Origin of the sequence: Escherichia sp. MOD1-EC6162 (genome assembly GCF_002965125.1) — a bacterium.
GTDB lineage: Bacteria > Pseudomonadota > Gammaproteobacteria > Enterobacterales > Enterobacteriaceae > Escherichia > Escherichia marmotae.
This window is the reverse complement of record NZ_PTSB01000002.1, coordinates 126,752-150,967: the sequence shown is the minus strand read 5'-3', so window position 1 is coordinate 150,967 and position 24,216 is coordinate 126,752. Positions and strand designations below refer to the sequence as shown.

The 24,216-nt window shown below is 49.4% G+C and carries 21 protein-coding genes, 1 other RNA gene and 3 pseudogenes; 14 read left to right on the top strand and 11 right to left on the bottom strand.

What is annotated here, in order from left to right; genetic code table 11:
- The first annotated feature begins 114 nt into the window (after nucleotides 1–114).
- Nucleotides 115–2,493 (top strand): phosphoenolpyruvate synthase, encoded by a 2,379-nt coding sequence (gene ppsA, locus A9587_RS02760; protein WP_000069391.1) that lies wholly within the window; start codon nucleotides 115–117, stop codon nucleotides 2,491–2,493.
- A 56-nt stretch (nucleotides 2,494–2,549) separates the two neighbouring features.
- Here ppsA and A9587_RS02755 read toward each other — a convergent pair whose 3' ends face one another.
- The 7 genes and pseudogenes from A9587_RS02755 to ydiK form a co-directional block, all read right to left on the bottom strand.
- Nucleotides 2,550–3,509: a CoA-transferase gene (locus A9587_RS02755; protein WP_105263235.1), complete on the bottom strand. Its 960-nt coding sequence runs from the start codon at nucleotides 3,507–3,509 to the stop codon at nucleotides 2,550–2,552.
- A gap of 127 nt (nucleotides 3,510–3,636) precedes the next feature.
- Nucleotides 3,637–4,395: a type I 3-dehydroquinate dehydratase gene (aroD, locus tag A9587_RS02750; protein WP_085448837.1), complete on the bottom strand. Its 759-nt coding sequence runs from the start codon at nucleotides 4,393–4,395 to the stop codon at nucleotides 3,637–3,639.
- A 30-nt stretch (nucleotides 4,396–4,425) separates the two neighbouring features.
- Nucleotides 4,426–5,190 (bottom strand): quinate/shikimate dehydrogenase, encoded by a 765-nt coding sequence (gene ydiB / locus A9587_RS02745; RefSeq protein ID WP_272896979.1) that lies wholly within the window; start codon nucleotides 5,188–5,190, stop codon nucleotides 4,426–4,428.
- An 81-nt stretch (nucleotides 5,191–5,271) separates the two neighbouring features.
- Nucleotides 5,272–6,178: pseudogene (locus A9587_RS24365) on the bottom strand (MFS transporter); the annotation flags it as partial.
- Between the two features lie 96 nt (nucleotides 6,179–6,274).
- Entirely contained in the window at nucleotides 6,275–6,631 is a 357-nt protein-coding gene (locus A9587_RS02730; protein ID WP_105263208.1) for a YdiL family protein, read from the bottom strand.
- Nucleotides 6,632–6,766: 135 nt separating this feature from the next.
- Nucleotides 6,767–6,872, bottom strand: an RNA gene (rprA, locus tag A9587_RS02725) — antisense sRNA RprA.
- 184 nt (nucleotides 6,873–7,056) lie between these two features.
- A complete protein-coding gene (ydiK, locus tag A9587_RS02720) occupies nucleotides 7,057–8,169 on the bottom strand; it encodes an AI-2E family transporter YdiK (protein WP_001516319.1) in 1,113 nt (370 codons plus the stop codon).
- A 213-nt stretch (nucleotides 8,170–8,382) separates the two neighbouring features.
- Between ydiK and ydiJ the strand changes: the two genes are divergently transcribed.
- The 10 genes from ydiJ (at nucleotide 8,383) to ldtE (ending at nucleotide 19,350) form a co-directional block, all read left to right on the top strand.
- Entirely contained in the window at nucleotides 8,383–11,439 is a 3,057-nt protein-coding gene (ydiJ, locus tag A9587_RS02715) for a D-2-hydroxyglutarate dehydrogenase YdiJ (RefSeq protein WP_105263207.1), read from the top strand.
- Nucleotides 11,436–11,846 (top strand): 1,4-dihydroxy-2-naphthoyl-CoA hydrolase, encoded by a 411-nt coding sequence (gene menI / locus A9587_RS02710; RefSeq protein ID WP_000637992.1) that lies wholly within the window; start codon nucleotides 11,436–11,438, stop codon nucleotides 11,844–11,846. The genes ydiJ and menI overlap by 4 nt, the downstream gene beginning before the upstream one ends.
- 99 nt (nucleotides 11,847–11,945) lie before the next feature.
- Nucleotides 11,946–12,134: a YdiH family protein gene (locus A9587_RS02705; RefSeq protein WP_001516321.1), complete on the top strand. Its 189-nt coding sequence runs from the start codon at nucleotides 11,946–11,948 to the stop codon at nucleotides 12,132–12,134.
- A gap of 550 nt (nucleotides 12,135–12,684) precedes the next feature.
- Nucleotides 12,685–13,053, top strand: a complete 369-nt coding sequence (gene sufA, locus A9587_RS02700; RefSeq protein WP_000367150.1) for a Fe-S cluster assembly scaffold SufA — start codon at nucleotides 12,685–12,687, stop codon at nucleotides 13,051–13,053.
- A gap of 8 nt (nucleotides 13,054–13,061) precedes the next feature.
- The gene (gene sufB / locus A9587_RS02695) at nucleotides 13,062–14,549 is read left to right on the top strand and encodes a Fe-S cluster assembly protein SufB (protein WP_001516322.1); all 1,488 of its coding nucleotides are present in this window, start codon (nucleotides 13,062–13,064) and stop codon (nucleotides 14,547–14,549) included.
- Between the two features lie 9 nt (nucleotides 14,550–14,558).
- A complete protein-coding gene (gene sufC, locus A9587_RS02690; protein WP_016248669.1) occupies nucleotides 14,559–15,305 on the top strand; it encodes a Fe-S cluster assembly ATPase SufC in 747 nt (248 codons plus the stop codon).
- Nucleotides 15,280–16,551, top strand: a complete 1,272-nt coding sequence (sufD, locus tag A9587_RS02685; RefSeq protein WP_000907679.1) for a Fe-S cluster assembly protein SufD — start codon at nucleotides 15,280–15,282, stop codon at nucleotides 16,549–16,551. The genes sufC and sufD overlap by 26 nt, the downstream gene beginning before the upstream one ends.
- The gene (sufS, locus tag A9587_RS02680; protein WP_105263206.1) at nucleotides 16,548–17,768 is read left to right on the top strand and encodes a cysteine desulfurase SufS; all 1,221 of its coding nucleotides are present in this window, start codon (nucleotides 16,548–16,550) and stop codon (nucleotides 17,766–17,768) included. Before sufD ends, sufS begins: the two co-directional genes overlap by 4 nt.
- Before the next feature lie 12 nt (nucleotides 17,769–17,780).
- Nucleotides 17,781–18,197 (top strand): cysteine desulfuration protein SufE, encoded by a 417-nt coding sequence (gene sufE, locus A9587_RS02675; RefSeq protein WP_001516323.1) that lies wholly within the window; start codon nucleotides 17,781–17,783, stop codon nucleotides 18,195–18,197.
- A gap of 148 nt (nucleotides 18,198–18,345) precedes the next feature.
- Nucleotides 18,346–19,350: a L,D-transpeptidase LdtE gene (ldtE, locus tag A9587_RS02665; protein WP_000817073.1), complete on the top strand. Its 1,005-nt coding sequence runs from the start codon at nucleotides 18,346–18,348 to the stop codon at nucleotides 19,348–19,350.
- Nucleotides 19,351–19,414: 64 nt separating this feature from the next.
- Here the strand turns inward: ldtE and lpp are convergent, their stop codons facing one another.
- From lpp to ynhH, 3 genes are all read right to left on the bottom strand, one after another.
- Nucleotides 19,415–19,651, bottom strand: a complete 237-nt coding sequence (gene lpp / locus A9587_RS02660; RefSeq protein WP_000648420.1) for a murein lipoprotein Lpp — start codon at nucleotides 19,649–19,651, stop codon at nucleotides 19,415–19,417.
- Between the two features lie 310 nt (nucleotides 19,652–19,961).
- Complete coding sequence (gene pykF / locus A9587_RS02655; RefSeq protein ID WP_000751442.1) at nucleotides 19,962–21,374, bottom strand: pyruvate kinase PykF; 1,413 nt, start codon at nucleotides 21,372–21,374, stop codon at nucleotides 19,962–19,964.
- A 7-nt stretch (nucleotides 21,375–21,381) separates the two neighbouring features.
- Nucleotides 21,382–21,576 (bottom strand): protein YnhH, encoded by a 195-nt coding sequence (gene ynhH, locus A9587_RS25400; protein WP_242664678.1) that lies wholly within the window; start codon nucleotides 21,574–21,576, stop codon nucleotides 21,382–21,384.
- Nucleotides 21,577–21,914: 338 nt separating this feature from the next.
- On the opposite strand from ynhH, the gene fumD reads away from it, so the two are divergent.
- The 3 genes and pseudogenes from fumD to A9587_RS24610 all read left to right on the top strand — a co-directional run.
- Nucleotides 21,915–22,124 (top strand): fumarate hydratase FumD, encoded by a 210-nt coding sequence (gene fumD, locus A9587_RS02650; protein WP_000528337.1) that lies wholly within the window; start codon nucleotides 21,915–21,917, stop codon nucleotides 22,122–22,124.
- A 122-nt stretch (nucleotides 22,125–22,246) separates the two neighbouring features.
- Nucleotides 22,247–22,315 (top strand): annotated as a pseudogene (locus tag A9587_RS24940) (ferredoxin-like protein); the annotation flags it as partial.
- A 54-nt stretch (nucleotides 22,316–22,369) separates the two neighbouring features.
- A pseudogene (locus A9587_RS24610) lies at nucleotides 22,370–22,516 on the top strand (protein YdhT); the annotation flags it as partial.
- A gap of 11 nt (nucleotides 22,517–22,527) precedes the next feature.
- Here the strand turns inward: A9587_RS24610 and A9587_RS02640 are convergent.
- Entirely contained in the window at nucleotides 22,528–24,132 is a 1,605-nt protein-coding gene (locus A9587_RS02640; protein ID WP_061091130.1) for an FAD-NAD(P)-binding protein, read from the bottom strand.
- Nucleotides 24,133–24,216: the final 84 nt, after the last annotated feature.

The following is a 24,216-nucleotide window of genomic DNA, read 5'->3' as shown; positions in this document are numbered from 1 at the left end:
AAAAATATATTTGCTTGAACGATTCACCGTTTTTTTCATCCGGTTAAATATGCAAAGATAAATGCGCAGAAATGTGTTTCTCAAACCGTTCATTTATCACAAAAGGATTGTTCGATGTCCAACAATGGCTCGTCACCGCTGGTGCTTTGGTATAACCAACTCGGCATGAATGATGTAGACAGGGTTGGGGGCAAAAATGCCTCCCTGGGTGAAATGATTACTAACCTTTCCGGAATGGGTGTTTCCGTTCCGAATGGTTTTGCCACAACCGCCGATGCGTTTAACCAGTTTCTGGATCAAAGCGGCGTAAACCAGCGCATTTATGAACTGCTGGATAAAACGGATATTGACGATGTTACCCAGCTTGCGAAAGCGGGCGCGCAAATCCGCCAGTGGATTATCGACACTCCCTTCCAGCCTGAGCTGGAAAATGCCATCCGCGAAGCCTATGCCCAGCTTTCTGCCGATGACGAAAACGCCTCTTTTGCAGTGCGTTCCTCCGCCACCGCAGAAGACATGCCGGATGCCTCCTTTGCCGGTCAGCAGGAAACTTTCCTTAACGTTCAGGGGTTTGACGCCGTCCTCGTAGCTGTGAAACATGTCTTTGCGTCCCTGTTTAATGATCGCGCTATCTCTTATCGCGTTCACCAGGGGTACGATCACCGTGGCGTGGCGCTCTCCGCCGGTGTTCAGCGGATGGTGCGTTCCGACCTCGCATCCTCTGGCGTGATGTTCTCCATTGATACCGAATCCGGTTTCGACCAGGTGGTGTTTATCACTTCCGCATGGGGCCTCGGTGAAATGGTGGTGCAGGGCGCGGTTAACCCGGATGAATTTTACGTGCATAAACCAACGCTGGCGGCGAATCGTCCGGCTATCGTGCGCCGCACGATGGGGTCGAAAAAAATCCGCATGGTCTACGCGCCGACTCAGGAACATGGCAAACAGGTTAAAATTGAAGATGTGCCACAGGAACAGCGTGACATCTTCTCGCTGACCAACGAAGAAGTGCAGGAACTGGCAAAACAGGCCGTACAAATTGAGAAACACTACGGTCGCCCGATGGACATTGAGTGGGCAAAAGATGGTCACACCGGCAAATTGTTCATTGTGCAGGCGCGTCCAGAAACCGTGCGTTCACGCGGCCAGGTCACGGAACGTTATACCCTGCATTCACAGGGCAAGATTATCGCAGAAGGCCGTGCTATCGGCCATCGCATTGGCGCAGGCCCGGTGAAAGTCATTCATGACATCAGCGAAATGAACCGCATCGAACCAGGTGATGTGCTGGTCACCGACATGACCGACCCGGACTGGGAACCGATCATGAAGAAAGCGTCGGCCATCGTCACTAACCGTGGTGGGCGTACCTGTCACGCGGCGATCATCGCTCGTGAACTGGGTATTCCGGCGGTAGTCGGCTGTGGTGATGCAACCGAACGGATGAAAGACGGTGAGAAGGTTACCGTTTCCTGTGCCGAAGGCGACACCGGTTACGTTTATGCCGAACTGCTGGAATTCAGCGTGAAAAGCTCCAGCGTGGAAACCATGCCGGATCTGCCGCTGAAAGTGATGATGAACGTCGGTAACCCGGATCGTGCGTTTGACTTCGCCTGCCTGCCAAACGAAGGCGTGGGTCTGGCGCGTCTGGAATTTATCATCAACCGCATGATTGGCGTTCACCCGCGCGCACTGCTCGAGTTTGACGACCAGGAACCGCAGTTGCAAAACGAAATCCGCGAGATGATGAAAGGTTTTGATTCTCCGCGTGAATTTTATGTTGGTCGTCTGACCGAAGGGATCGCGACGCTGGGCGCTGCGTTTTATCCGAAGCGCGTCATTGTTCGTCTCTCGGACTTTAAATCTAACGAATACGCCAACCTGGTGGGCGGCGAGCGTTACGAGCCGCATGAAGAGAACCCGATGCTTGGCTTCCGTGGCGCGGGGCGCTACGTTTCCGAAAGTTTCCGCGACTGCTTCGCGCTGGAGTGTGAAGCGGTGAAACGTGTGCGCAACGACATGGGGTTAACCAACGTTGAGATCATGATCCCGTTCGTGCGTACCGTTGAGCAGGCGAAAGCGGTTGTTGAAGAACTGGCGCGTCAGGGGCTGAAACGTGGTGAGAACGGGCTGAAGATCATCATGATGTGTGAAATTCCGTCCAACGCCTTGCTCGCTGAACAGTTCCTCGAATATTTCGATGGTTTTTCTATCGGCTCAAACGATATGACACAGTTGGCGCTCGGTCTGGATCGTGACTCCGGCGTAGTTTCTGAACTGTTCGATGAGCGCAATGACGCCGTGAAAGCACTGTTATCAATGGCGATCCGTGCCGCGAAGAAACAGGGCAAATATGTCGGGATTTGCGGTCAGGGCCCGTCTGACCACGAGGACTTTGCTGCATGGTTGATGGAGGAAGGGATCGATAGCTTGTCCCTGAACCCGGATACCGTGGTGCAAACATGGTTAAGTCTGGCTGAACTGAAAAAGTAAAATAAATACCCGGCGGCGTCCTGTCGCCGGGCTTACGCTATTTCCGCATACGAAACTTATTCCATGATTTCGCAATAACGCTGGGTTAATCGCTGAATAATATCTTTCCTTAACAAAAACTTTTGTATTTTACCGGATGGTTTACGTTGGTTAAGGGGCAGGCTAAGTTTGGTGCTGTCATCAAGCGTGAAGTCACCAGAAATAAAGCGATTAACCGGTGCGCCGCCATAAAGCTGAGTTTGATCGGGATCGACAACAACGATATCCACCAGATAACCCGGAATACGGACAGATTTGGGATGCAGCGTGGCTTTCTTAACCATCTTCTGCACCTGCATCATCACGATACCGCCGTTATTGTGCACCGCCTGGGTAATAACCAATGCGTCGAGATACATCACTTCATCTTCAAAGGTGGCATAGCCTTCGCTGTCGCAGGTGGTGGCGCGAATAAAGGCGATATTCGGCGCAATCGCTTTGTAATAGAGATATTCTTTATTATCAAACTCGACCATTTTAATCAGGTCTTCGTTGGTCACTTCCTTAAGTTTTCCGCCTTGTTGGCGAGGGTCGACAAATGTGCCGATACCAATATCGCTAATAATCCCCGGCTGGTAGGTAGCGGCGGCGCGCAATGTTTGGGTGAGCACACCTTGTGGATAGTTATAGGCAACAATTTTATTTTGTTCTGCAAGGTCAGAAATACGCGGCGATTGTCCCCAGTGTCCGCATAATGCCCATTTCACAAGACCTTCTTGCGCCAGCGGACTAATACCGCGATCGCCAAGCCCTGTAGGGCTAATAATTGATAAATTACGCGGTGTCTGGGTCTGCTTATATTTATCAGCAAGAACGGTAATTAATGTGGTGGCCTCCAGAATACCGCCGCCAGCGCCTAATATACAAAGCCTTGCTTCGTCGGGGATATAATTTACTGCTTCCTGTGCCGACAGGATCGGCACTCGTCCATTAATACGAGATGGTTTACAGGTTTCATTATTTTTTTCCTGATTCAGGTGTGAATTTCCCTGCGTCAGCCAGAAAAATAGCGCGCAGATATTCACGGAATATTTTTATTAAATACTCTTAAAATACTTACTTTTATTTCGGCGGGTAAGGAAGTTCCCGCCGGAGCGTTATTTATTATGCCTGATGCAAAATAGTTAATACTGTGCGTAAATCATTCACCGATATTTGCCCCGGCGCAGAGGCTTTTTTTACTGCGCCAAAGGTTGCCGCCGAACCAAATACTTCACCGGCCAGACGAGAAATTACGCCAGTTTTTGCCATCGACATCGTAATGATTGGACGATCGGCATACTGTTCCTGCATCTCCAGGGTCGCGGCAAGTAATGTCAGCACATCGCTGGTGCTTTGTGGCATCAGTGCAATTTTGGGAATATCGGCGTCGAAGGACTGCATTTTGCGCAGACGGGCGATGATTTCTTTGGCCTCTGGCGTTTTATGGAAATCATGATTGGACATGACAACCTTCACATCATGCGCGTGAGCGTAGGCGATGGTTTCTTTAACCTGATCATCGCCGGTAAATAACTCCAGATCGATCATATCGACCAGACCACTGTCGATGGCTGCGCGATTGAGCGCAATATACGCTTCTGTCGAAAGTGCCTGCTCACCGCCTTCTTTGGCGCTGCGGAAGGTAAACAGCAGTGGTTTTTCCGGCATTATCTCACGGATAGCTTTTGCCGCTGCCATGACCGACTCTACACAGGAGAGGTCGGCAAAGTGATCCACGCGCCATTCCAGAATATCAAAGTCCGCTTCACGATAGATGAGAGCTTCAGATTTCACGCTGGCGATATCTTTCGCCATCAGCGAGACGATGATTTTTGGTACGCCCGTGCCAATGACGAGATCTTTTACGGTTACGGTTTTCATTTTTTACCCTTTCTGCACGCGGTCAGCCTGTCAGGCGTCGAACCCCATGACCTGTTTAACGTATTCCAGAGGGAAATCTTTGCCAGTCCATAACGTGAACTGTTCAGCCCCTTGCCACAACAACATGCCGTATCCATCAATCGTTTTGCAACCTGCTTGTTGCGCCTGCTGTAATAACTTCGTCATATGCGGGTTATACACGCATTCAGTGACCAGAAGTCCTGGATGTAACAAACTGATATCATTAACTAAAGACTCATTCTTAAGGGGTTTCATTCCTACTTTTGTGCCGTTGGTTAAAATGTCGGCAGAAGCCAGCGCTTCAGCAAAGGCTTGCTGGTCGGCAAGATCGGTGACTGTTACGACACAATCGGTGTTTTCATTAACCCGTTGCGCGAAGGCGAGGGCTTTATCGAAAAACTCATCCCGACGGTTAAAGCGTTTAATTTCTTTTAAACCTTCAATTGCACCCTGAGCGCCAATTGCCGTTGATGCACCACCGGCACCTAAAAGCACCATAGTTTTGCCTTTGATATCAAAACCGCTCTCTTTAATAGCGCGAATATGACCCGTGCCGTCAGTGTTATAGCCGCGCAGGTAGCCGTCATCATTGACGATGGTATTGATCGTCCCCACCAGTTTTGCCGCTGGCGTTAATTCATCAACATATTCACACGCCAGTTGTTTGTTTGGCATCGACACACCGGTTCCGCGCATTTTCAAGGCTTTTAATCCTTCAATTGCACCGGCAAAGCTGTCGTTATCCACCTCAAAGGCCATATAGGTAAATGGCAATCCCGCTTTTTCTCAGGCTTTATTCTGCATTTCAGGCGATAAGCTATGGCGGATAGGATAAGCCATCAGCCCAATTAATTCATATTTAGCCGTAACATCCATAATTAACACCAGAGCCAGCAGAGCAAAAGTGAAATCGAGAACGATGATATATTGCAGGCCGATATTCGACAGATAACCGGTAATCAGTGGAATAACAAAGTTAGCCAATCCCCCCATCATCATATAAATACTGGTGACTTTGGCTTTGCTTTTTGGGAAGAACTCTGACATGACCGAAACACCGAGCTGTAAAATACCGCCAGCAGCAGAGAAACCGATAACAAAGGCTCCGGCATTACACACCAGCGGAGAAGGGTAGAGATAGATAATGGCGGCAGTGATCGTTGCCAGCGCAGAGTTAAAAACATTAGCCCAGATGGGGCGTACCATTTTTTCAGTAGCGCAGCAAAGATAAAGACACAGACCAGCGAACCCATACGGTTTTTAAAGCCTCGGCCTCCGACATACCGGCAAATGCCATCGCATATTTGGGCATCCACACCACTATCACATAAAAGGTCGAGAATGCCGCGACACCGAACACTACCGATGAAACACCTTCCAGCCAGACTAACGGTTTGCTGTTCATTTGCGGTAATTCTCCGGCAACGCCAGCATCAACCCGTTGGCTGGGGAATTTGCTTTTCAATAGCATCAATGTAATAAGTACAAATAATATGCCTGGGATAATTAACCCATAGCCGTACCAGATGTTATTCAGCAGCATATAACTCACCAGCATTGGATAGAACATTTGCCCGAATGAGATCATCGCTTTAACCAGAATTACCGCTGAACCGGAGGCTTTCGGGAAACATTCCATCAGCGCGGGGTAGCCACCAGTATCCAGTGCTGAGTTGGCGATACCGACGCACACAGCCAGACAGTAAGCGAGGGTTAAATTCGGGCAGGCAGGAATACCAAATAAAAACAGCATTTTCATAAGTTCCACTTAGCAATTTTGCTTTAAAAAGTGTGGCGATGTTGCGTCAATATCCGGTCATTATTCTTGTAATAATGGCTATTGATTCCCGTTAAAATATCAACAAAGACGCTCAAGGTCGTGCGCATATAATTCAGCGGCTACCGATTGATAAATCTTCCAGTCAATAAAATTGCCATCAGGGTAGACACGTTGAAACGCAGTTAAGTCAGGGGAGGAACGCATGGTATTATTGCCGATGCGGTTATTTATTTTCTTTATGATAGCGTGAAGATGTTTTTTTCTTTGCTGACGCATAGCCAGTAGTTGTTCAACAACGCGATCAGGAATGGCGCGTTTGCCGTCTTCCCACTGTTTCCAGCTTTCACTGTCACCCGTCAGGGCAATCCAGGTCGCGCATTCATCAATAGTCATGGCAAAAATATGGCGTAGTGCCTGGAGTTCATAAGCGTTCATTGTGTAATGGCTGCATGAATAAAAGGATAAAATATAAATAGCACTATCAGCCAGCTAACGGCTTGAAGAGAATCACAGTATCTTGTGCAATATTCCTGGAGATATCGAGAGGCGAGTTGTTGGGGCGAAAAAGTGTTAAAAAAAAGCCCATCATGGGAGATGGGCAAAGACTACACACAGCAATTCGTTTTTCACTCAGGGGATTCCATGCTTATAAATCAATATGTTGATTTATAACCGTGAGCTAATAGTAGGCATACGGACTTTTTGCGTCGATCAGATTCGTCTCATTAGTTTAAAAACTGTAAAGGATTTGCGACAGGTAAGCGTTGCTGAATGGCAGTAAGCAAGAGGGTGAATGAAAAAAAGGAAATATTAATTAGCCCTGATTAACAATCAGGCGGCAAAGCCGCCTGATGAGAGATTTACTTATTCGTTTTTTCAATTTCGCCCAGTTCTTCGATAATTTCCTCCGGCTGGTCAGTCGGCGGCGGGACTTCTTCCACCCACGCGGCAAACAGACGCCAGGAAACAGCCAGAAGTACCGGACCAATAAACAAGCCGATCATACCGAAGGCAATCAAACCACCGATGACCCCGGAGAGGATGAGGATGAGCGGTAAATCTGCCCCCATGCGAATTAACATCGGGCGAATAACGTTATCCAGTGTGCCGACCACGCCACTCCACACTAACAATACCGTGCCCCAGGTGGTATCGCCGGTCCAGTAAAGCCAGATGATCGCCGGAATCAACACCGGCAACGGACCAAGCTGGACAAGGCAGGAGAGGATCATTAATACCGTCAGCAGTGTGGCGTAAGGAACGCCGGAAACGGCCAGACCGATCCCACCAAGAACGGCTTGTACTAACGCAGTCACCACAACGCCCAGCGCTACTGCGCGGATAGCCTGCGCCGCCAGCAGTACAGCGGCATCACCGCGAGCGCCTGCCAGACGAGTCGCAAAATGGCGAATACCTTGCGCTACCTGTTCACCGCGCCAGTACAACAGGGCGCTGAATAACAGCATCAGCGCACAATGCACCATAAAGCGACCAATATGTGCCGCTTGTCCGACGAACCAGGTGGTGGTGGTGCCAATATAAGGACGGACTTTCGCCATGATCGCCGTCCCCCCCATATCCAGCAAATTGTGCCAGCCTGCATACAGCTTCGCGCCAATCACCGGAATGGTATTAAGCCACGCTAAATCGGGTAACGTCATGTCACCGCTGGAAATGGCTTTAATTACCGGACCGCTGCCATCGACAATACTGTTAACCAGTAAGGCAATAGGGATGATAAACACCATCACCAACAACAGCGTCATTACCAGAACGGCGAGAGAGCGGCGGCCAAACATGATTTTTTGCAAACGTAACAATACCGGCCAGGTGGCGATAACCACCGTACCGGCCCATGCAAAGCCGAGAATAAAGGGTTGAACAATCCACAGACATGCCACAATCATGATGGCTAAAAACAGCACCGAAAGCAGAATTTGTGCGACATCCCTGGGCTGACGAACATTTACCATAACTACTTTTCACCTTTTTTGTGCGTCAAATCGTCGACGCGACGTGAACACGTGAAACTCACCTGCATAATGATGAGCAATTTCAGCGGTTTTTAACAGGCCGATTCTGCCCTTAATTCTGATGGGCGTGTAAGAAAAAAATGTGGTACAACAAGTGACATAACACGCAAACGATTAATCTCTCATCACAGACCGCAGGAAAGGGTCAATATAATGATTCCACAGATTTCCCAGGCACCCGGCGTCGTTCAACTGGTGCTTAATTTTTTGCAAGAGCTGGAGCAACAGGGTTTTACTGGCGATACGGCGACAAGTTATGCCGATCGTCTGACAATGTCGACCGACAACAGCATTTACCAACTTCTCCCCGATGCGGTGGTATTTCCACGTTCAACCGCAGATGTGGCGTTAATCGCCCGTCTGGCTGCGCAGGAACGCTATTCATCGCTGATCTTCACCCCACGCGGCGGTGGCACCGGCACTAACGGTCAGGCGCTCAACCAGGGGATTATTGTTGATATGTCTCGCCATATGAACCGCATCATCGAAATTAATCCTGAAGAGGGCTGGGTGCGCGTTGAAGCTGGGGTGATTAAAGATCAACTTAACCAGTATCTGAAACCGTTCGGATATTTCTTTGCACCGGAACTTTCGACCAGCAACCGGGCAACGCTTGGCGGGATGATTAATACCGATGCTTCCGGTCAGGGATCGCTGGTCTATGGCAAAACGTCAGATCACGTGCTGGGCGTGCGGGCGGTGTTGTTGGGGGGCGATATTCTCGATACGCAACCTTTACCCGTAGAACTGGCTGAAACGCTGGGTAAAACCAACACCGCTATCGGGCGTATCTATAAAACGGTTTATCAACGCTGCCGCCAGCAGCGGCAGTTAATTATCGACAAGTTCCCCAAACTTAACCGTTTTCTTACCGGTTACGATCTGCGCCATGTCTTTAACGATGAGATGACCGAGTTCGACCTGACTCGTATTCTGACGGGTTCAGAAGGGACGCTGGCCTTTATTACCGAAGCGCGACTGGATATTACTCGTTTGCCTAAAGTGCGCCGTCTGGTGAATGTCAAATATGACTCTTTTGACTCCGCGCTGCGTAATGCGCCGTTTATGGTTGAGGCGCGCGCGCTTTCAGTAGAGACGGTGGACTCTAAAGTGCTGAATCTGGCGCGGGAAGATATCGTCTGGCATTCCGTTAGCGAACTGATTACCGATGTGCCCGACAAAGAGATGCTCGGGCTGAACATTGTTGAATTTGCCGGGGACGATGAGGCGTTGATCGACGAGCGGGTAGACGCACTCTGTGCGCGGCTGGATGAGCTGATCGCCAGCCAGCAAGCGGGCGTGATCGGCTGGCAGGTGTGTCGTGAGCTGGCTGGAGTCGAGCGCATTTATGCGATGCGTAAAAAAGCTGTTGGCCTGCTTGGCAATGCTAAAGGGGCAGCCAAACCGATCCCATTTGCCGAAGATACCTGCGTACCGCCGGAACATCTGGCGGATTATATTGCTGAATTTCGCGCACTGCTCGACAGTCACGGTTTAAGCTATGGTATGTTTGGCCACGTCGATGCGGGGGTCTTGCACGTCCGTCCGGCGCTGGATATGTGCGATCCGCAACAAGAGATTTTGATGAAACAAATCTCTGATGACGTGGTGGCGCTTACCGCGAAATACGGTGGTTTGTTGTGGGGGGAGCACGGTAAAGGTTTTCGTGCCGAATACAGCCCGGCGTTTTTCGGTGAGGAACTTTTCGCTGAACTGCGCAAAGTTAAAGCGGCGTTTGATCCGCATAATCGGCTTAATCCGGGGAAAATTTGTCCGCCAGAAGGTATCGACGCGCCGATGATGAAAGTGGACGCGGTGAAACGCGGTACGTTTGACCGGCAGATCCCTATCGCAGTTCGTCAGCAGTGGCGCGGGGCAATGGAATGTAACGGCAACGGTTTATGCTTCAACTTTGATGCTCGTAGCCCAATGTGCCCGTCGATGAAGATAACCCAGAATCGTATCCATTCACCGAAAGGGCGCGCGACGCTGGTGCGCGAATGGTTGCGTTTGCTGGCTGACCGTGGTGTTGACCCATTAAAACTGGAACAAGAACTGCCTGAAACGCGAGCCAGTTTGCGCACGTTGATTGCCCGCACTCGTAATAGCTGGCATGCCAATAAAGGTGAGTATGACTTCTCCCACGAAGTCAAAGAGGCGATGTCTGGCTGCCTGGCCTGTAAAGCCTGTTCAACCCAGTGCCCTATCAAAATTGATGTGCCGGAGTTCCGCTCTCGTTTCCTGCAACTTTATCACACCCGTTATTTACGCCCGCTGCGTGACCATCTGGTGGTGACGGTCGAGAGTTATGCGCCGCTGATGGCGCGAGCGCCGAAGACGTTTAACTTCTTCATTAACCAACCGCTGGTGCGCAAACTGTCGAAAAAACATATCGGCATGGTCGACTTGCCGCTGCTTTCGGTGCCGTCGTTGCAACAACAAATGGTGGGGCATCGCTCGGCAAACATGACGCTGGAACAGCTTGAAGTGCTTAATGCTGAGCAGAAAGCACGCACGGTGCTGGTGGTGCAAGACCCTTTCACCAGTTATTACGATGCACAGGTGGTAGCGGATTTTGTCCGTCTGGTCGAGAAATTAGGTTTCCAGCCCGTGTTACTGCCGTTCTCACCAAATGGTAAAGCGCAGCATATCAAAGGCTTTCTCAATCGTTTTGCAAAGACAGCGAAAAAGACGGCGGATTTCCTCAACCGCATGGCGAAGCTGGGAATGCCAATGGTGGGCGTCGATCCAGCTCTGGTGCTTTGTTATCGCGACGAATATAAGCTGACGCTGGGCGAGGAGCGCGGTGATTTTCAGGTCTTACTGGCAAATGAATGGCTGGCAAACGCACTTCAGCCACAGCCGGTGGCAGCGGTTAGTGGCGAGCCGTGGTATTTCTTTGGCCACTGTACCGAAGTCACCGCCTTGCCGGGTGCGCCAGCGCAGTGGGCCACGATATTTGCCCGTTTTGGCGCGAAGCTGGAAAATGTCAGTGTGGGTTGCTGCGGCATGGCGGGGACTTACGGACATGAAGCGAAAAATCATAAAAATTCGCTCGGGATCTATGAGTTATCCTGGCATCAGGCGATGCAGCGACTGCCGCGTAATCGCTGCCTGGCAACCGGATATTCCTGCCGAAGCCAGGTAAAACGGGTTGAAGGCACGGGGGTACGCCATCCTGTGCAGGCATTACTGGAGATTATTAAATGATATGGAAACGTAAAATCACCCTTGAGGCGCTGAATGTCATGGGTGAAGGAAACATGGTGGGGTTACTGGATATTCGCTTTGAACATATTGGTGATGACACGCTGGAAGCGACAATGCCAGTAGATCAGCGGACGAAGCAGCCTTTTGGGTTGCTGCATGGCGGGGCGTCTGTGGTTCTGGCTGAGAGTATCGGTTCCGTTGCCGGTTATTTATGTACCGAAGGCGAGCAAAAAGTCGTTGGTCTGGAAATCAATGCCAACCATGTCCGGTCGGCGCGAGAAGGGCGGGTTCGCGGCGTTTGCAAACCGCTGCATCTCGGTTCAAGGCACCAGGTCTGGCAGATTGAAATCTTCGATGAGAAAGAGCGTTTGTGCTGTTCGTCACGATTGACGACCGCCATTTTGTGACGTTGTCACCAGAAAAATGTGACGCATATTGTTTTTGGTTATTATCTGCGCAGTAAACGGTGGTATACTGTGCAGGTCTTGTCTACAAACGAGGATGCTATGTCTACTCAACTTGATCCCACCCAACTGGCTATGGAATTTTTACGCCGTGACCAGAGCAATCTTTCTCCTGCCCAATATCTCAAACGACTGAAACAATTAGAACTTGAATTCGCTGACCTGCTCACACTCTCTTCTGCTGAATTAAAAGAAGAAATCTACTTCGCCTGGCGTCTGGGCGTGCATTGATTGTGGTGTAATGCCGAAAGCTCGCCAAATCGACCTGGATTAACCTCCGTCCAGGCTCGACGGCTTCCTTAATGCTGCTTATTTTACCCGCTTGATCTCGCTTAAAAAGAATACAAATCGCAGTTTGTGTTAAAACGGTGGCCTGGTCTTATGAGATTATTCTTATCGCCCCTTCAAGAGCTAAGCCACTGTGAGTGCCGGAGATAAGCGCCGGATGGGGTAGAAACCCTTAAGTCTGTGTCGAACAGACTTAAGGGTTTTCTTATTTCTGAACTCGCTACTTTTTTACCTATCCCTTAAATAGTCATTTTCGATACAACTTTTCCTTTTCCATCACCGCCTTAACTCTATTTCTATAATAATCATTATCTAACAATGAGATACCTAATTCTTAGCGTGCCTGTTAACCCACAAATCAGGGTCTATGCTTATTAAATGCAGGCAAAAAGCATGTTTTATGGGAAAGCCCCTGCGTTTGCTGGGTTGAACTGATAATCATTATCACTAACATGCTGTTATCCGCGGTAAGCGATTTAAGTGAGGTAAATCGATGGACATGCATTCAGGAACGTTTAATCCAGAGGATTTCGCCTGGCAAGGCTTAACGCTAACACCGGCAGCGGCAGCACACATCCGTGAGTTGGTGGCGAAGCAGTCGGGCATGGTCGGCGTGCGATTAGGTGTTAAACAAACGGGCTGTGCGGGCTTTGGCTATGTACTCGACAGCGTCAGCGAGCCGGACAAAGACGATCTGCTGTTTGAACACGACGGCGCGAAGTTGTTCGTCCCGCTGCAAGCGATGCCGTTTATTGATGGCACGGAAGTCGATTTCGTTCACGAAGGACTTAATCAGATATTCAAATTTCACAACCCGAAAGCCCAGAATGAATGTGGCTGTGGCGAAAGCTTTGGGGTATAGGCGGTACTATGTCTCGTAATACTGAAGCAACTGACGATGTCAAAACCTGGACCGGCGGCCCACTGAATTATAAAGAAGGATTCTTCACCCAGTTAGCCACTGATGAGCTGGCTAAGGGCATAAACGAAGAAGTGGTGCGCGCAATTTCGGCTAAGCGTAATGAGCCAGAATGGATGCTGGAATTTCGGCTCAATGCCTACCGCGCATGGCTGGAGATGGAAGAACCGCACTGGCTGAAAGGCCACTATGACAAGCTGAATTATCAGGATTACAGCTATTACTCGGCACCATCGTGCGGTAACTGTGATGATACTTGTGCGTCGGAACCTGGTGCCGTGCAACAAACGGGTGCGAACGCTTTTTTAAGTAAAGAGGTGGAAGCGGCATTTGAGCAGTTGGGCGTACCGGTGCGTGAAGGCAAAGAGGTGGCGGTGGATGCCATTTTCGATTCTGTTTCGGTTGCCACCACCTACCGTGAAAAACTGGCAGAGCAAGGGATCATCTTCTGCTCCTTTGGCGAAGCGATTCATGAACACCCGGAACTGGTGAGGAAATATCTCGGCACTGTGGTGCCAGGTAATGACAATTTCTTTGCCGCACTCAATGCGGCAGTAGCTTCCGACGGTACGTTTATTTATGTACCTAAAGGTGTGCGCTGCCCAATGGAACTTTCGACCTATTTCCGTATTAACGCAGAAAAAACCGGGCAGTTTGAGCGCACTATTCTGATAGCCGACGAAGACAGTTATGTCAGCTACATCGAAGGCTGCTCCGCACCAGTGCGAGATAGCTATCAGCTACACGCGGCGGTGGTGGAAGTCATCATCCATAAAAACGCCGAGGTGAAATATTCCACGGTGCAAAACTGGTTCCCAGGCGATAACAATACTGGCGGTATTCTCAACTTCGTCACCAAGCGCGCCTTGTGTGAAGGAGAAAACAGTAAAATGTCGTGGACGCAATCGGAAACCGGTTCAGCGATTACCTGGAAATACCCAAGCTGCATTCTGCGCGGCGATAACTCAATCGGTGAGTTCTACTCGGTGGCGCTGACCAGTGGCCATCAGCAGGCTGATACCGGCACCAAGATGATCCACATCGGTAAGAACACCAAATCGACCATTATCTCGAAAGGGATCTCCGCAGGGCACAGCCAGAACAGTTATCGCGGCCTGGTGAAAATCATGCCAACGGCAACCAATGCGCGCAATTTCACTCAGTGCGACTCAATGCTGATTGGCGCTAACTGCGGGGCGCATACTTTCCCGTATGTCGAGTGTCGCAATAACAGCGCGCAACTGGAGCACGAGGCGACTACGTCGCGCATTGGCGAAGATCAGTTGTTTTATTGCCTGCAACGCGGGATCAGTGAAGAGGACGCCATCTCGATGATTGTTAACGGTTTCTGCAAAGATGTGTTCTCTGAACTGCCGCTGGAATTTGCCGTTGAAGCACAAAAACTCCTCGCCATTAGTCTTGAACATAGCGTCGGATAAGGAATAAATATGTTAAGTATTAAAGATTTACACGTCAGCGTGGAAGATAAAGCTATCCTGCGCGGATTAAGCCTCGACGTTCGTCCAGGTGAAGTTCACGCCATTATGGGGCCAAACGGTTCGGGGAAAAGTACCTTATCGGCAACGCTTGCCGGGCGCGAAGATTATGAAGTGACGGGGGGGACGGTTGAGTTTAAAGGCAAAGATTTGCTTGAGTTGTCGCCGGAAGATCGTGCAGGTGAAGGTATCTTTATGGCCTTCCAGTATCCGGTGGAAATCCCTGGCGTCAGTAACCAGTTTTTCCTGCAAACGGCGCTCAATGCGGTGCGCAGCTATCGCGGCCAGGAAATACTCGACCGCTTCGATTTTCAGGATTTGATGGAAGAGAAAATCGCCCTGCTGAAAATGCCGGAAGATTTATTAACCCGTTCGGTTAACGTTGGGTTTTCCGGGGGCGAGAAAAAGCGCAACGATATTTTGCAAATGGCCGTGCTGGAGCCGGAACTGTGTATTCTTGATGAGTCGGACTCCGGGCTGGATATTGACGCATTAAAAGTGGTTGCTGATGGTGTGAACTCGCTGCGTGATGGCAAACGCTCGTTCATCATCGTTACGCATTACCAGCGCATTCTTGATTACATCAAACCTGATTATGTCCATGTTTTGTATCAGGGGCGAATTGTGAAATCCGGTGATTTCACGTTGGTCAAACAACTGGAGGAGCAGGGTTATGGCTGGCTTAGCGAACAGCAGTAACATGCTGCAACAGTGGCATCATTTGTTTGAGGTCGGAGGGGCGAAACGCTCCCCGCAAGCACAGCAGCATTTACAACAACTGCTGCGTACCGGACTGCCGACACGTAAACATGAGCACTGGAAATATACGCCACTGGAAGGGCTGACCAATAGCCAGTTTGTCAGCATTGCGGGTGAGATATCCCCGCAACAGCGAGATGCTTTAGCACTCACTTTAGACGCCGTGCGGCTGGTGTTTGTCGATGGACGCTACGTGCCATCACTTAGCGATACGACCGAAGGCAGCGGCTATGAGGTGAGTATTAACGACGAACGTCAGGGACTGCCTGATGCCATACAGCCGGAAGTGTTTCTGCATCTGACGGAAAGCCTGGCACAAAGCGTGACACATATTGCCGTGAAGCGCGGTCAACGGCCCGCGAAGCCATTGCTGTTAATGCATATTACCCAGGGCGTGGCAGGTGAAGAAGTGAACACCGCCCACTATCGGCATCATCTGGATCTGGCGGAAGGTGCCGAAGCCACGGTGATTGAACATTTTGTCAGCCTGAATGACGCTCGTCATTTTACCGGAGCGCGGTTCACTATCAACGTTGCCGCGAACGCCCACTTGCAGCATATCAAGCTCGCGTTTGAAAATCCTGTAAGCCACCACTTTGCACATAACGATTTGCTGCTGGCGGGCGATGCCACCGCATTTAGCCACAGTTTCCTGCTTGGTGGCGCTGTTTTACGCCATAACACCAGTACGCAACTCAATGGCGAAAACAGCACGTTACGTATTAATAGCCTGGCGATGCCGGTGAAAAACGAGGTATGTGATACCCGCACCTGGCTTGAACATAATAAAGGGTTTTGTAACAGCCGTCAGTTGCACAAAACCATCGTCAGCGACAAAGGGCGCGCGGTATTTAATGGTTTGATTAACGTCGCGCAGCACGCCATTAAAACTGACGGCCAGATGACCAACAATAATCTGTTGATGGGCAAGCTGGCGGAAGTGGATACCAAACCGCAACTGGAAATCTATGCTGATGATGTGAAATGTAGCCACGGTGCAACGGTCGGGCGCATCAATGACGAACAGATGTTCTATCTGCGTTCGCGCGGGATCAATCAGCAGGATGCCCTGCAGATGATTATCTACGCCTTTGCTGCTGAACTGACAGAAGCATTGCGTGATGAGGGGCTTAAACAGCAGGTGCTGGCCCGTATCGGTCAACGGCTGCCGGGAGGTGCAAGATGACTTTTTCCGTCGACAAAGTGCGGGCCGACTTTCCGGTACTTTCGCGTGAGGTGAACGGTCTGCCGCTGGCTTATCTCGACAGCGCCGCCAGCGCGCAGAAACCGAGCCAGGTGATTGACGCTGAAGCCGGGTTCTATCGTCACGGCTATGCGGCGGTGCATCGCGGTATTCATACGTTGAGCGCCCAGGCGACCGAGAAAATGGAGAACGTGCGCAAGCGGGCGTCGCTGTTTATCAATGCCCGCTCGGCGGAAGAACTGGTGTTCGTTCGCGGTACAACGGAAGGCATCAATCTGGTGGCCAATAGCTGGGGCAACAGCAACGTGCGGGCGGGCGATAACATCATTATCAGTCAGATGGAGCACCACGCTAACATCGTTCCCTGGCAAATGCTTTGTGCGCGCGTTGGTGCAGAGTTGCGGGTGCTCCCCCTCAACCCCGATGGTACGCTGCAACTGGAGACGCTGCCTAATCTGTTCGATGAGAAAACCCGCCTGCTGGCGATTACTCACGTGTCTAATGTGCTGGGGACGGAAAATCCGCTACCGGAAATGATTGCTCTTGCGCATCAGCATGGCGCAAAAGTGCTGGTGGATGGCGCTCAGGCAGTGATGCATCATCCGGTGGATATGCAGGCGCTGGATTGCGATTTCTACGTTTTCTCCGGGCATAAACTGTATGGTCCCACCGGGATTGGCATTCTTTATGTTAAAGAAGCCTTGTTGCAGGAGATGCCGCCGTGGGAAGGGGGCGGATCAATGATCGCCACCGTTAGTCTTAGCGAAGGCACCACCTGGGCCAAAGCGCCGTGGCGGTTTGAAGCAGGTACGCCCAATACCGGCGGCATTATTGGACTTGGCGCGGCGCTGGAATATGTTTCGGCGCTGGGGCTTAAGCACATTGCTGAGTATGAACAGAATCTGATGCATTACGCGCTGTCACAACTGGCAGCAGTGCCGGATCTTACTCTCTATGGCCCACAGAACAGACTTGGCGTTATTGCCTTTAATCTCGGTAAACATCATGCCTATGACGTCGGCAGTTTTCTTGATAACTATGGCATTGCTGTGCGTACCGGTCATCACTGCGCGATGCCATTAATGGCGTATTACAACGTGCCCGCTATGTGTCGGGCATCGTTGGCTATGTATAACACCCATGAAGAAGTGGATCGTCTGGTAACAGGATTACAACGTATTCACCGTCTGCTGGGATAACAGGGAGGCTCTATGGCTGTGTTGCCAGATAAAGAAAAATTGCTGCGTAATTTTTTACGTTGCACCAACTGGGAAGAAAAATACCTCTACATTATTGAGCTGGGCCAGCGTCTGCCTGAATTACGTGACGAAGACAGAAGTCCGCAAAATAGCATTCAGGGCTGCCAGAGTCAGGTGTGGATTGTGATGCGCCAGAATGCGCAGGGAATTATTGAATTACAGGGCGACAGCGATGCCGCCATTGTGAAAGGGCTTATCGCGGTCGTCTTTATTCTCTACGACCAGATGACGCCGCAGGATATTATTAATTTTGACGTGCGTCCGTGGTTTGAAAAAATGGCGCTCACCCAACATCTCACCCCGTCTCGCTCACAAGGTCTGGAAGCGATGATTCGTGCAATTCGCGCCAAAGCCGCTGCACTTAGCTAAACTAAAAGAACAGCTTTCATCCGGATGACTCACATTGCCGGATGGTCGATGTTTACTCTGGCCAGCACAGGAGTGTTTTGGCTTCAGGTAAGCAAAAGCACCATCCGACGTCTCAGCGTGAGTCTCCGGCAAATACAGGAGGTTTACAATGAAACGCGCGTCTCTGCTTACACTGACTCTTATCGGTGCTTTTAGCGCCATCCACGCGGCCTGGGCGGTAGATTATCCGCTTCCACCAACCGGAAGCCGACTGGTTGGGCAGAATCAAACCTATACGGTTCAAGAGGGGGATAAAAACCTTCAGGCTATCGCACGACGTTTTGATACTGCGGCAATGTTGATCCTTGAAGCCAATAACACCATTGCACCAGTACCAAAACCTGGCACGATGATAACCATCCCTTCGCAATTATTATTACCTGATGCGCCGCGTCAGGGAATTATTGTTAACCTTGCTGAGCTGCGACTTTATTATTATCCGCCGGGAGAAAATATCGTACAGGTCTACCCGATAGGAATTGGTTTGCAGGGACTGGAAACGCCGGTGATGGAAACACGGGTAGGGCAAAAAATCCCGAATCCTACCTGGACGCCAACTGCAGGTATTCGTCAACGCTCACTGGAGCGAGGCATCAAATTACCGCCAGTTGTACCCGCCGGGCCAAATAACCCACTAGGACGCTACGCACTGCGCCTGGCGCATGGTAATGGCGAGTATCTTATTCATGGCACCAGCGCGCCGGACAGCGTTGGTTTGCGCGTCAGTTCGGGCTGTATTCGTATGAATGCGCCGGATATTAAAGCGTTGTTCTCCAGCGTGAGAACGGGAACGCCGGTTAAAGTGATCAATGAGCCGGTGAAATACTCCGTAGAACCGAACGGAATGCGTTATGTGGAAGTGCATCGACCGCTATCGGCAGAGGAACAGCAGAACGTTCAGACGATGCCGTATAAACTGCCCGTTGGTTTTACACAATTCAAAGATAATAAGGCGGTAGATCAGACGCTAGTTGATAAAGCATTATATCGTCGGGCAGGGTATCCGGTTGCGGTGAGCAACGGAGCGACGCCCGCAGCCAGCAATGCGTCCGCAGTTGAGTCAGCGCAGAATGGCGAGCCTGAGCAGGGAAATATGTTACGCGCGACGCAATAGCAGTCATTAGCAGGCAAAAAAAAATGGCGCACAATGTGCGCCATTTTTCACTTCACAGGTACTATTACTTGCGGTATTTAGTAGCCATGTTGTCCAGACGCTGGTTAGCACGAGCTGCGTCATCTTTAGCAGCCTGAACGTCGGAACGCATTGCGTTCACGTCGTTGCTCAGCTGGTCAACTTTAGCGTTCAGAGTCTGAACGTCAGAAGACAGCTGATCGATTTTAGCGTTGCTGGAGCAACCTGCCAGCAGAGTAGAACCCAGGATTACCGCGCCCAGTACCAGTTTAGTAGCTTTCATTATTAATACCCTCTAGATTGAGTTAATCTCCATGTAGCGTTACAAGTATTACACAAACTTTTTTATGTTGAGAATATTTTTTTGATGGGAAGGCACTTATTTTTGATCGTTCGCTCAAAGAAGCATCGAACGCTGGGTTTTAGATAAAAAAATTGAGAGAAAACAGGATGCTTCCATCGGATTCATCTTAGATAAAGTGAGATTATATAGTGAAATCCGATTTGATTTTTTATTGTTTCTGATTATCGATTAAATAAAAAAAGCGCCCATCAGGGCGCTTCGATATACAAATTAATTCACAAAAGCAATATTACAGGACGTGAACAGATGCAGTGTTGGTAGTGCCGCTCGGGACAAGTGCGCCAGAAACCATTACTACAACGTCGCCTTTGTGCGCCAGACCGCTCTGCAGAGCCAGTTCTTTACCCAGACGATAGAAATCATCAGTAGAGGTGATTTCTTTAACCAGTTGCGGTACAACGCCTTTGCTCAACACTAATTGATGTGCAGTTTTTTCATTAGTGGTCAGGGCCAGGATAGTTGCATCCGGGAAGTATTTACGCACTGCACGAGCAGATTTACCGCCCTGGGTTGCGACGACGATCAGCGGAGCATCCAGTTTTTCAGCCGTTTCAACCGCGCCACGGCAAACTGCTTCGGTAATGCGTAGTTTACGGTTATCGTTGTTGAACTCGAGACGGCTGTTCATCACGCGGTCAGTACGTTCGCAAATGGTTGCCATGATAGAAACAGCTTCCAGCGGGTATTTACCTTTTGCGGATTCACCAGACAGCATGACTGCGTCAGTACCGTCAAGGATGGCGTTCGCGACGTCACCGGCTTCTGCACGGGTAGGACGCGGGTTTTTGATCATAGAATCCAGCATCTGGGTCGCAGTAATAACGACTTTACGTGCACGGATACATTTTTCGATCATCATCTTCTGGGCGAAGATAACTTCTTCAACCGGGATTTCTACGCCCAGGTCACCACGTGCAACCATGATGCCGTCAGAGGCTTCGAGAATTTCGTCGAAGTTGTTGAGGCCTTCCTGGTTTTCGATTTTGGAGATGATTTGGATGTTTTCGCCACCGTGCGCTTTCAGATGTTCACGGATTTCGATAACGTCAGAACGCTTACGGATAAAGGAAGCTGCAACAAAGTCTACACCTTGTTCGCAACCGAAGATCAGATCTTGTTTGTCTTTTTCAGCCAGTGCCGGCAGGGCAATAGAAACGCCCGGCAGGTTCACACCTTTGTTTTCGCCGAGGTCACCGTTGTTCAGTACTTTACAGATAACTTTGTTACCTTCGATAGCGGTAACTTCCATACCGATCAGACCATCGTCAACCAACACGGTGTTGCCGACAGACAGGTCGGTAGTGAAACCTTCATAAGTTACCGCAACCATTTCGCTGTTGCCGATAACAGATTTGTCAGTGGTGAAAGTAAAGGTCTGGCCAGCTTTCAGAGAAACGTCATTACCGCCTTCCAGTTTCATGGTGCGGATTTCCGGACCTTTGGTATCGAGCAGGATAGCGGCAGTTTTGCCGGTTTTGCTCATCACGTTGCGCAGATTCTGAATGCGCTGACCGTGTTCTGCATAGTCACCATGAGAGAAGTTCAGACGCATGACGTTCATGCCTGCGTCCAGCATTTTAGCTAACATCTCTTCAGATTCGGTTTTTGGTCCGATGGTGCAAACAATTTTGGTCTTTTTCATGACAGTCTTAGTCTTTAAGTTGAGAAGGATAGGAGAAACTTGCTTTCTGGGCGCACTGCCGGAAAGCGAATCCGGTATTACGAAAGTGATGATGCCTCGCTCTAAGGATAGGTGACATCGAAAAAGCGTGCAGAGGAATGTGTGCTTGTGTCTCAGCCCAACGTGAGTGCCTGTTTTTGAGTCGTTGAGTTCTACAGTCCAAAGTGCTGAAACCATTCAAGAGTCAATTGGCGCGCATTATACGCTGAATTTAATCCAAAAGGAAAACAAAAACAGCGTTTCAAAAAACAATCATCCATATTCACAATAAATTGTTATCAAAGATTTAACGTCCTCAGAAAGAGATTACGCAAAAACATCACTGTTTGCGCAACGTGAAAACGATAGCTGGAGAGAGAAGGTCTGCTGGCGCAAAGTCATACCATTCAACTGATACAATTAAAATAATTTATCGGGTTATTTGTTTGATTTTGTTTGTTTTTTGTTTAATTGATGAGATTGATATATGCTGATGACTGGCATGATAAATGGGTATGAATAATGGGCAACCGGACAAAAGATGACGAGCTGTACCGCGAAATGTGCAGAGTGGTAGGGAAGGTGGTTCTGGAGATGCGCGATTTGGGTCAGGAGCCAAAGCACATAGTCATCGCTGGTGTGTTGCGTACAGCATTAGCAAATAAACGTATTCAGCGTAGCGAATTGGAAAAGCAAGCGATGGAAACAGTTATTAACGCACTGGTGAAATAATTGTTTGGGGATGGAGTGCAATACTTCATCCTCTATTATTTTATTGCTCTATGAGGATTTGTTTTAAGAAAGGTATAAAAGGGAATTATCATAATTTCGATATGTATTTTAATTTATAGCGTATTGGCTGTAGTGCCTGTACTACGGCATGTCCGTGGATGATGGCCACCGTAAATACCAAAAGTAAAAAATAACCGAGTGGAAAGATATTACTGTGTGAGTCTTGCAAAGGAAAAATCATGGCTAATATTCTCGGTCCAGGTTGCAGCGCCGTGCTGGCATATCATGACGGCGAAAGAGTGCGCTTTGCCGTCGCCGTTGAAGGCGAAAATAATATTTGTGCCGGAGTTCGCTATCGTCTCAATGAGCAACATCAGTTTGTTGAGTGCTGATAACTTTACCTTTAATCAAACGTAAGACGCCGGCGTGAACGGGAAGCAGGCTTTGCGATGGCCTGTGCCATAGCCTTGCCAATTTCTGCACAAGCCGTAAGCCCCTGAACGAAAGGCTGGTCGTGCATCAGCCAGGGTAACGCGCCGAATGCCACGCGCCCCCGTAATTCTTCAGGCTGCTGTAACGAATAATCTTCACCAACATCAGGGATTTCCTCGCCTGTTTTCTGCAACTGTTCGCGCAGCCCAGGGAAAGGAATATCTTGTATTTTGAGTGGACGTTGACCCCGGGCATCAATAAAAACATCAAACGAGTAGCTGTTGTCTGCTGTTTTCAGAACGGTGTGCGTTTCGTTGGTTTCCATCTCGTAGTCCTCACCAAGGGCGAGAATATGAATGATCCCCGCCTCGCGCAAGGCCAGCAGGCGACGAATAGATTCTGAAGGGATTGCCGCATAATTATCGATAAAGACTCTGGCAAGTCCTTTACTGAATCGTTTATGGTCGTGTTCATTCAGATGCGGCACAATTTCCTGTACGGCTTCATGCAAACGCAGAATGGCATAACGCCAGGGGACAGTATGTTTTTCCCGTTTATTTTGCTCGACTTCGGCTAAGTTCTCTTCCGCCCAGCCGAAAGGATCATGTTGTTTACGCTCGGCAAACCAGGCTTGAGCAAAGGTATCTACATTGAGGCTCTCTAACGCTATACGTTGACTCCAGTCAGGATCGGCAGAACTAATTTCTTGTTGTATCAATTTGAATACCCGATCCAACAGACCGTCTGCACCTTTTTCTATTTCTCTATTTAAAGCCTGTTCTGTGACGATGCGTAATGGTTTGTAGGGGATAGGGCAATAGAAATCGGCTTCCGGCAAAATACCTGTACGGGACATCAACGTAATATGCAGATTTTCACTGTTACTATCGCGTTGAAAGCGAACGTGTTGATTATCTTCTTCAATAAACGAACCGTGCTGAATGGCAACCGCCATTGCTGCATCCAGTCCGCTCAAGGATGTGCCTATAATTCCGACGTTACAGGCATCAATTTTCGCTTCCAGTAATCCTGACCACGGGCTGGGGAAATACGTTCGGGTGACTTCTTCTTCATCAGGCCAGACGTGACCGGTAGCTATCAGCGCTAAATCAAACGTCTCTGTGAGTAGCTCCTGATTTGTGGCAAGAATGACACCGGAGTCTGTGACCTGCAGATCGGTCACCTGACATGATTCATACACGTTTATCTCAAAATTCAACTGTCGGGCTTGTTCAACTAATTGTAAAAAGCAATTGCGAAAATACTCACCCAGCAGAATACGCGGTAAAAACTGGCGATCGTGCAAGGTATCTTTTTTAACGCCGTAACGTTGCAGGTGACTGGCCTCTTGCCTTTGTAACCATTCCAGATAAGTACAATAAATCGGTGGTATTTCAATACTGGCAATATTTGCCAGCATAATTTTAGAATTTTCTTCATCGCTGTACGGCATACCGACACCGGCTTCGTCGGCCTGCTCGAAGATGGAAATAGAAAGCGGCGTTTGTTGTTGTAAAAGTGAGAAGAAAGTATAAATCCCTGTTGGTCCGGCACCCACAATGGCGATTTTTTTCATTGTTACTTACCTGTGTGCATTCTTTCGAATTTAGCGTTATCAGATAAGTTTGGTTGAAATCTATATAAAATGAGAAATTTCAGA

Bases quoted from the DNA above. Each gene is read 5' to 3' on its own strand.
- sufB (WP_001516322.1), top strand. From the start codon at position 13,062: ATGTCTCGTAATACTGAAGCAACTGACGATGTCAAAACCTGGACCGGC.
- lpp (WP_000648420.1), bottom strand. From the start codon at position 19,651: ATGAAAGCTACTAAACTGGTACTGGGCGCGGTAATCCTGGGTTCTACT.
- ldtE (WP_000817073.1), top strand. From the start codon at position 18,346: ATGAAACGCGCGTCTCTGCTTACACTGACTCTTATCGGTGCTTTTAGC.
- ydiK (WP_001516319.1), bottom strand. From the start codon at position 8,169: ATGGTAAATGTTCGTCAGCCCAGGGATGTCGCACAAATTCTGCTTTCG.
- ppsA (WP_000069391.1), top strand. From the start codon at position 115: ATGTCCAACAATGGCTCGTCACCGCTGGTGCTTTGGTATAACCAACTC.
- sufE (WP_001516323.1), top strand. From the start codon at position 17,781: ATGGCTGTGTTGCCAGATAAAGAAAAATTGCTGCGTAATTTTTTACGT.
- A9587_RS02705 (WP_001516321.1), top strand. From the start codon at position 11,946: ATGTCTACTCAACTTGATCCCACCCAACTGGCTATGGAATTTTTACGC.
- sufD (WP_000907679.1), top strand. From the start codon at position 15,280: ATGGCTGGCTTAGCGAACAGCAGTAACATGCTGCAACAGTGGCATCAT.
- menI (WP_000637992.1), top strand. From the start codon at position 11,436: ATGATATGGAAACGTAAAATCACCCTTGAGGCGCTGAATGTCATGGGT.
- aroD (WP_085448837.1), bottom strand. From the start codon at position 4,395: ATGAAAACCGTAACCGTAAAAGATCTCGTCATTGGCACGGGCGTACCA.
- A9587_RS02730 (WP_105263208.1), bottom strand. From the start codon at position 6,631: ATGAACGCTTATGAACTCCAGGCACTACGCCATATTTTTGCCATGACT.
- pykF (WP_000751442.1), bottom strand. From the start codon at position 21,374: ATGAAAAAGACCAAAATTGTTTGCACCATCGGACCAAAAACCGAATCT.
- sufA (WP_000367150.1), top strand. From the start codon at position 12,685: ATGGACATGCATTCAGGAACGTTTAATCCAGAGGATTTCGCCTGGCAA.
- fumD (WP_000528337.1), top strand. From the start codon at position 21,915: ATGGGCAACCGGACAAAAGATGACGAGCTGTACCGCGAAATGTGCAGA.
- sufS (WP_105263206.1), top strand. From the start codon at position 16,548: ATGACTTTTTCCGTCGACAAAGTGCGGGCCGACTTTCCGGTACTTTCG.
- A9587_RS02640 (WP_061091130.1), bottom strand. From the start codon at position 24,132: ATGAAAAAAATCGCCATTGTGGGTGCCGGACCAACAGGGATTTATACT.
- sufC (WP_016248669.1), top strand. From the start codon at position 14,559: ATGTTAAGTATTAAAGATTTACACGTCAGCGTGGAAGATAAAGCTATC.
- ydiJ (WP_105263207.1), top strand. From the start codon at position 8,383: ATGATTCCACAGATTTCCCAGGCACCCGGCGTCGTTCAACTGGTGCTT.